The organism is Rathayibacter sp. AY1C7 (genome assembly GCF_002931865.1).
GTDB lineage: Bacteria > Actinomycetota > Actinomycetes > Actinomycetales > Microbacteriaceae > Rathayibacter.
The window spans coordinates 69,675-77,064 of record NZ_PSWB01000019.1; the positions used below are offsets into that span (position 1 = coordinate 69,675).

Consider the following 7,390-nt stretch of genomic DNA (forward strand, 5'->3'; position numbering starts at 1 on the left):
GAGTCCCGCGCGGTCCGCGCACGGGAACGCCGGGGGAGCCGCGACGCGTCACGGCTCCCCCGGCGGGGATCGGGCCCGATCAGGCGGAGGCGCCGGCCAGCTCGCGGACCGGGACCTCCTCGCGCAGGGCGCGGTTGACGGCAGAGACGATGGCCTTGAGGGAGGCGGTCGAGATGTCGGCGTCCACGCCCACGCCCCACAGGGTGCGGCCGTTCACCGTGCACTCGACGTACGAGGCGGCCAGCGCGTCGCCGCCGGCGCTGAGCGCGTGCTCGACGTAGTCGAGGACCCGGACCTCGACGCCCTGCTGCTCCAGCACGGCCTCGAAGGCGTTGATCGGGCCGTTGCCCCGCGAGCTGGCCGAGACGCGCTCGTCGCCCACCCGGAGGACCGCGTCCAGCGCGATGCTGCCGCCCAGATCGCTCGACGTGTTCGTGCGCAGCAGCTCGAAGCGGCCCCACTTCTCGTCGGCGCGCTCGGCGGGCGCCGGCAGGTACTCGTCCTGGAACACCGTCCAGATCTGCTCGCTCGTGACCTCGCCGCCCTCGGCGTCGGTCTTGGCCTGCACGACGCCCGAGAACTCGATCTGCAGCCGGCGCGGCAGGTCGAGCGCGTGGTCCGTCTTCAGCAGGTACGCGACTCCGCCCTTGCCGGACTGCGAGTTGACGCGGATGACCGCCTCGTAGGAGCGGCCCAGGTCCTTCGGGTCCACCGGCAGGTAGGGCACGGCCCAGGTGAGCTCGTCGACGCTGCGGCCGGTCCGCTCGGCCTCGGCCTGCATCGCCTCGAAGCCCTTCTTGATGGCGTCCTGGTGCGAGCCGCTGAAGGCGGTGAAGACCAGGTCGCCCGCCCAGGGGCTGCGCTCGGGCACGGGCAGCTGGTTGCAGTACTCGGCGGTGCGCTTGATGCCGTCCATGTCGCTGAAGTCGATCTGCGGGTCGATCCCCTGGGTGAACAGGTTCACGCCCAGCGCGACCAGATCGACGTTGCCGGTGCGCTCGCCGTTGCCGAAGAGGCAGCCCTCGATCCGGTCCGCGCCGGCCAGGTAGCCCAGCTCGGCCGCCGCCACGGCCGTGCCGCGGTCGTTGTGGGGGTGCAGCGACAGCACGATGTTCTCGCGCTGCGCGAGGTTGCGGCTCATCCACTCGATCGAGTCTGCGTAGACGTTCGGGGTGGCCATCTCGACGGTGGCGGGCAGGTTCAGGATGACCTTGCGCTCGGGAGTCGGCTCGAAGACCTCGACGACCCGGTCGCAGATCTCGCGGGCGAAGTCGAGCTCGGTGCCGGTGTAGCTCTCGGGCGAGTACTCGTAGTAGACGGCCGTGCCGGGGACGGTCGACTCCATCTCGCGGCACTTGCGGGCGCCGGCCAGCGCGATGTCGATGATGCCCTGACGGTCCTTGCGGAACACGACCTCGCGCTGCAGCACGCTCGTGGAGTTGTAGAGGTGCACGATCGCCTGGCGCGCGCCGCGGATCGACTCGTAGGTGCGCTCGATCAGGTGGTCGCGGGCCTGGGTCAGCACCTGGATGGTGACGTCCTCGGGGATCGCGCCCTCCTCGATGAGGCTGCGCACGAAGTCGAAGTCGGTCTGGCTCGCGCTCGGGAACCCGACCTCGATCTCCTTGTAGCCCATCCGGACCAGCAGATCGAACATGATGCGCTTGCGCTCGGGGCTCATCGGGTCGATGAGCGCCTGGTTGCCGTCGCGGAGGTCCACGGCGCACCAGCGGGGCGCGGCGGTGATGCGCTTCGACGGCCAGGTGCGGTCGGGCAGGTCCACGGCGATCAGCTCGTGGAAGGGACGGTACTTGCCGATCGGCATGGGCGACGGCTTCTGGTTGTTCAGCATGAGGTGCTCTCCCGGCGCAGTGGTGCGCACGTGTCTGTTCTCGCTCGTGACCGATCCCGCTCGCGTGCGGCTCCGCTGGTGGGCGGTGCCGGTCGGGCGGTCTCGCGGGGATCCGGATGCGGATCGACCTCGCGGGCGAGGGATGGTTCAGCCGACGACGGACTCCGCGACGAGGATGGCCTGAGGATCAGATCTCGTCGCGGCGGAGAAGGAGGAGCTGTCCGAAGCGCACCCGGTCAGGGTAGCACCGCCCCCGCGGCGCGTCACCCCGGCGTCCCGCGCTAGGAGACCAGGCCGTTCTCGTAGGCGTAGACCACCAGCTGCACGCGGTCGCGCAGGCCGAGCTTGCCGAGGGTGCGGCTGATGTGCGTCTTCACCGTCGCCTCGCTCAGGAACTCGGCGCGCGCGATCTCGGTGTTGCTCATCCCCCGCGCGGCCAGGTGGAAGATCTCGCGCTCGCGGTCGGTGAGGGTCGCGAAGGCGGGCGGGGTCTCGCGTCCGCTGCCCGCCGCTCCGAAGTGCTCGAAGAGCTCGCGGGTCGCGGAGGCGGCGACCACGGCGGTCCCCGCGTGCACGGTGCGGACGGAGGCGAGGAGGAAGCCGGGCTCCGTGTCCTTCAGGAGGAAGCCGCTCGCACCCGCCCGGATGGCGCGCGCGGCGGCCTCGTCGAGGTCGAAGGTGGTCAGCACGAGGATGCGCGGAGGCTCGACCCGCCGCTCCTGCGCGTCCGCGAGGATCCGCCGGGTCGACTCGATCCCGTCGACGCCCGGCATCCGGATGTCCATCAGCACGACGTCGGGGGCCAGCCGCGCGACCAGCTCCGCGCCCTCCGCCCCGTCCGAGGCCTCGCCGACCACCTCGAGGTCGGGCTGCGAGCCGAGCAGCATGCGGATGCCGGCGCGGAAGAGGGCCTGGTCGTCGACGAGGACGAGGCGGATGGTGTCGGTCATGCGGGGCTGCCTCCGGAGGCGAGGGGTGGGGCGGTGCGGGCGAGGGACGGGGAGGAGGGCAGGCGCGCGTCGACGACGAAGTCGTCCCCGACCGGGCCGGCGGCGAGCACTCCCCCGACGAGCGCGGCGCGCTCGCGCATGCCGACCAGTCCGTGGCCCTCGCCCGGCAGGGAGTCGCGCTCGACGTCGGCGCACCGGGCGTTGCGCACGGTCAGGGCGAGCTCGCCGCCGTCCTGGCGCAGGGCGATGTCGAGCGGCGAGCCCGGGCGGCCGTGGCGGAGAGCGTTCGTGGTCGCCTCCTGGGCGATGCGGTACAGGGCCAGACCGACGGCGCGCGGCACCGCCTCCAGGTCGACGGCGAGCTCGGCGCGGACGGGGGCTCCGGCTCCGCCCACGCTGTCGAGGAGGGTCGGCAGGTCGCGCGCGCCGGGCTGCGGGCCGTCGCTCTGCGAGTGCCGCAGCTGGGCGAGGAGCACGCGCACGTCGCCGAGGGCGTCCCGGGCGACGGAGGAGATGGTCAGCAGCGCGGCGTCGGTCTGCTCGGGGCTGGTGGCGCCGAGGTAGCGCGCGCCGTCCGCCTGCGCGATCACGACGGCGAGGGAGTGGGCGACGACGTCGTGCATGTCGCGGGCGATCCGGTTGCGCTCCTCCACGGTGTCGAGCTCGCGCTGCGCCCGGGCGCGCTCCTGCTCGGCCTGCGCGCGCAGGGTCTGGCCCTCACGCGCCCGGCGGACCGAGCGGGAGAGCAGTCCGATGGTCCAGGAGAGGCCGAGCGTCGCGAGGATCCCGCCGAAGGTGGCTCCGGCCGACAGGAGGCCGTCGTAGGCGCTCGCGACGAGGTCGAAGACGAGGACGAGGTAGACGACGGCGACCACAGCGCCGAGGACGGCCGACACCGCGCCCGCGATCCGCACCCGCCGCGACTCCGACGCGCCGGCGCCGAAGAGGACGGCCAGGATGGCCAGATCCGCGGGTCCGGGAGCGAGGCTCGCGCTCATCTGCAGGGCGGCGCCGGCCCAGGCGATCGAGAGGGCGAGGACCGGGGACCGCCGGTGCAGCACCAGCGCGACCGCGACCACGCCCGCGACCAGCAGCTGCATCGCGCCGTCCACCCCGGCGAACGGGAGGCCGGCGACGAGGAGGAGCACCAGCGCCTGACCACCGGCGACCCCCACCGCGAAGGGGTCCTGCGGACCGGCGACCCGGTTCAGCAGCGCGTCGATCCGATCGCCCGCGAGGACCGGCGCCCGCAGCGCGTTGAGGTACACGAGGACCTTCGCCGCACCGAGCACGGAGGCGACCGCGAGGGCGACCAGGGCGAGGACCACGAACTCCACGCGCGCCGGGAGCCCGGACGGATCGAGCGGGCCGGAGAGGCCGAGCGCGACGGTGACGCCGCCGATCCCGGCGAGGATCAGGCCGCCCGCGAGCGCCAGGGCACGGGTCCAGGGGCCCACCCGGCGGGTCGTCTGCCAGAGGACGACCAGGCCGACGAGCACCCCGTCGACGGGGACGCCGCCGAGCAGGACGCCTCCGTCGGCGAGCGCGCCGACCGCGACGAGCGAGGGGGCGAGCGCGGGCAGGAATCCCGCGACCGCGAGGGCCAGCGCGAGCACGAGACCGCCGGCGATCCGCTCGGTCGGAGTGACCCCGGTGAGCCCGAGCAGCAGGTGGAGGGCGGCGAGCAGCGCCCCGGCGATCGGCAGGGCCGCCGGTCGGTCGAGGAGGGCGCGCATGAGGACCACGCTACGGGTCCGCGCGCCCGGGGGCGTCGTCCTGGAGGGTGACCGCGGTCGTCCTCCGGCGTCAGAAGCCCAGGCGCCCCAGCAGCTTCGGGTCGCGCTGCCACTCCTTGGCGACCTTCACCCGGATGGAGAGGAACACGCGGCGGCCCAGCAGGCGCTCGATCTGCTCGCGGGAGACGGCTCCCACCTCGCGCAGGCGCTGGCCGCCCTTGCCGATGATGATGCCCTTCTGGCTGTCGCGCTCCACGAAGACGTTGGCGTAGATGTCGATCAGCGAGCCGTCCTCGCGCTCGACCATGTCGTCGAGCGTTACGGCGAGGGAGTGCGGCAGCTCGTCCGAGACGCCCTCGAGGGCGGCCTCGCGGATGAACTCGGCGATCCGCGAGGACAGGTCCTCGTCGGTCACCGCCTCCTCCGGGTAGAGGGCGGGCGAGACCGGCATCAGGCGCAGGAGCTCGACGGCCAGGACGTCCAGCTGCTCCTCGGTCACGGCCGAGATCGGCACGATCGTGTCCCACTCGCGCAGCTCCGAGACGGCGAGCAGCTGCTTCGCCACGGACTTCTTCGAGGAGAGGTCGACCTTCGAGACGATCGCGACCTTCCGGGCGCGCGGGAAGGAGTCGAGCTGCTCGTTGATGAAGCGGTCTCCCGGGCCGATCGGCTCGTCCGCGGGGAACAGCATCCCGATGACGTCGACGTCGCCGAGGGTCGAGGTGACGAGCGAGTTCAGCCGCTCTCCGAGGAGCGTGCGCGGCCGGTGGATGCCGGGGGTGTCGACGACGATCAGCTGGCCGTCGGTGCGGTGCACCACGCCGCGGATAGCGCGCCGCGTGGTCTGGGGCTTCGAGCTCGTGATGGCGATCTTCTCGCCGACGAGGGCGTTCGTGAGCGTCGACTTGCCCACGTTCGGGCGGCCGACGAAGGACACGAAGCCCGCCCGGTAGGGAGCGGCGGCGGGAGTGGTGTCGGTCATCGTGCGTCCTCGTGCTGATCGCCCGTGGCTCCGCGGGTGGGAGCCGTGCTCGGGCTGGGGGTGGTGGTGCCGCCGTCCGCGATGATCGCGACGGGGCCGGTGCCGGGCTCGCCGGCGGTGTCCAGATCGGGATCGCGGCGGACGATCACCGTGGAGATGGTCCCACGGCGCGGGTCCGCCTGCTCGGCCTCGAGCAGCACTCCGCCGATCCGCGCCGTCGCGCCGCGCTCGGGGAGGCGCCCGTAGGCCTTGGTCAGCAGTCCGCCGACCGAGTCGACGTCGTCGTCCTCGAGGTCGAGCTCGAACAGCTCGCCGAGCTCGTCCACCGGCAGGCGCGCCGAGACGCGGTAGACCCCGGGCGCCGTCTCCTCGAAGAGGTCGACCTCGCGGTCGTACTCGTCGGAGATGTCGCCGACGAGCTCCTCGATCAGGTCCTCCAGCGTCACCAGGCCCGCGATGCCGCCGTACTCGTCGACCACCATCGCGAGGTGGTTGGACTCGAGCTGCATCTGGCGGAGCAGCTCGTCGGCCTTCTTCGACTCGGGCACGAACAGCGCGGGGCGCGCGAGATCGGCGACCGTGTCGTCGTCGTCCGGCCGCTCGTAGGTGTGCCGGGCCACGTCGCGCAGGTAGAGCACGCCGAGGACGTCGTCGACGCCGTCGCCGATGACGGGGAGCCGGGAGATGCCGCGGCTCAGCAGGAGCCCCATGCCGGCGCCGACGGAGGAGGTCGCCTCGATCGTCACCATGTCGGTGCGGGGCACCATCACCTCGCGGACGAAGGTGTCGTTGAACTCGAAGATCGAGTGGATCAGCTCGCGGTCGTCCTGCTCGAGCACGTCCTGCTCGGTCGCCTCGTCGACCATGCTGAGCAGCTGCTCCTCGGAGGAGAACCCCGCCGAGCGCCCGGTCCCCGGCGTCACCCGGTTGCCGAGGGCCACGAGCCCGTGCGCGACCGGACCCAGCGCGAGACGGAGCACGTGCACGAGTGAGGCGCTGGTGGACAGGACCGCACGCGCGTTCGCGCGCCCGACGCTGCGGGGGCTGGAGCCGACCAGGACGAACGAGACCGCCGCCATGATCAGGACCGCCAGCAGGAGCGCGAGCCAGAGCTGCGGGACCTCGACGACCAGCACCGTGGTGACGAACACCGCGGCCGTCGTCTCGGCCGCGATCCGCGAGAAGTTGACGACGTTGACGTGGGCGCTCATGTCGCCCGCGATCGCGCGGAGAGCGCGGGCGCTGCGGGAGTGCTGGGCCATGTCGAGCAGGTCGCTGCGCGAGAGGACGCCGAGTGCGGCGTCGGTCGCGGCGAACCAGCCGCCGACGGCGACGAGCGCGAGGGCGGCGATGAGGAGCTGGAGAGTGGGCACGGCGCGCTCTAGCGGCGTCGCTCGCTGATGTGGAAGCCGACCAGGATGTCGCGCTGGATGCCGAACATCTCGCGCTCCTCCTCCGGCTCGGCGTGATCGAAGCCGAGCAGGTGCAGGAGCCCGTGGGCGGTCAGCAGCTGCAGCTCGTCGAGCACGGAGTGGCCGGCCGACTCGGCCTGGGACTGCGCGACCTGCGGGCAGAGCACGATGTCACCGAGGAGCCCCGCGGGGGTCTGCTCGTCCTCGGTCCCGGGACGCAGCTCGTCCATCGGGAAGCTGAGCACGTCGGTCGGTCCCGGCTCGTCCATCCACTGCACGTGCAGCTGCTCCATCGCGCCCTCGTCGACCAGCACGATCGCGAGCTCGGCGTCGGGGTGCACGTGGAGCGAGTCGAGCGCGTAGCCGGCGAGGCGCAGCAGGGCGGCCTCGTCGACGGGGACGCTCGACTCGTTGTTGATCTCGATGCTCACGGGGGCGGGTCTTCCTTCGGTTCGGGA

The 7,390-nt window shown here is 72.6% G+C and carries 6 protein-coding genes; all 6 read right to left on the minus strand.

Features of this window, described 5'->3' with window-relative positions; translation table 11 throughout:
* Positions 1 to 79: 79 nt before the first annotated feature.
* The 6 genes from leuA to ybeY all read right to left on the minus strand — a co-directional run bounded on the left by leuA (position 80) and on the right by ybeY (position 7,363).
* Positions 80 to 1,852: a 2-isopropylmalate synthase gene (gene leuA, locus C5C69_RS11310; RefSeq protein ID WP_104226696.1), complete on the minus strand. Its 1,773-nt coding sequence runs from the start codon at positions 1,850 to 1,852 to the stop codon at positions 80 to 82.
* A gap of 281 nt (positions 1,853 to 2,133) precedes the next feature.
* The gene (locus C5C69_RS11315) at positions 2,134 to 2,802 is read right to left on the minus strand and encodes a response regulator transcription factor (protein ID WP_104234459.1); all 669 of its coding nucleotides are present in this window, start codon (positions 2,800 to 2,802) and stop codon (positions 2,134 to 2,136) included.
* Positions 2,799 to 4,538, minus strand: coding sequence for a sensor histidine kinase (locus C5C69_RS11320; protein ID WP_146083625.1), 1,740 nt, complete (start codon positions 4,536 to 4,538; stop codon positions 2,799 to 2,801). Before C5C69_RS11320 ends, C5C69_RS11315 begins: the two co-directional genes overlap by 4 nt.
* 70 nt (positions 4,539 to 4,608) lie before the next feature.
* A complete protein-coding gene (gene era / locus C5C69_RS11325; protein WP_104223426.1) occupies positions 4,609 to 5,520 on the minus strand; it encodes a GTPase Era in 912 nt (303 codons plus the stop codon).
* Positions 5,517 to 6,893 (minus strand): hemolysin family protein, encoded by a 1,377-nt coding sequence (locus tag C5C69_RS11330; protein ID WP_104223425.1) that lies wholly within the window; start codon positions 6,891 to 6,893, stop codon positions 5,517 to 5,519. The genes era and C5C69_RS11330 overlap by 4 nt, the downstream gene beginning before the upstream one ends.
* A gap of 8 nt (positions 6,894 to 6,901) precedes the next feature.
* Positions 6,902 to 7,363, minus strand: coding sequence for an rRNA maturation RNase YbeY (gene ybeY, locus C5C69_RS11335; RefSeq protein WP_104223424.1), 462 nt, complete (start codon positions 7,361 to 7,363; stop codon positions 6,902 to 6,904).
* Positions 7,364 to 7,390 lie beyond the last annotated feature (27 nt).